General features: G+C 41.9%; 1 protein-coding gene. It reads right to left on the bottom strand.

The window, feature by feature from the left end:
- Positions 1-248: hypothetical protein (locus SB689_RS23825; protein ID WP_410694506.1), on the bottom strand; the 248-nt coding region annotated here is incomplete at both ends.

Below are 248 nucleotides of genomic sequence, written 5' to 3'. Positions count from 1 at the left end.
ATGGAGTAACTTCCCCAGATGTCACTCTTACTTGCCTTGGCAAATGCGATTTCGTTTCCGTTAAGAACAATTTTCCCTTTCATAAAACGATATCCGACGGAATTTGTGAAACCATCAGGAATTTTCGTCCATTTAACTGTTCCATCTGCAGTAAGCCTCATAACAAAAGGCACCTGCCCCTGATAAGATGGTACCGGAAAGGTATAATTTCCAAAAGTAGCGGCAGTAGTTCCTGTGTAATAACGTCC

The sequence above is a fragment of the Chryseobacterium sp. SIMBA_038 genome (assembly GCF_046535115.1).
Classification (GTDB): Bacteria; Bacteroidota; Bacteroidia; order Flavobacteriales; family Weeksellaceae; genus Chryseobacterium.
This window is presented reverse-complemented; position numbering and strand designations above follow the sequence as displayed.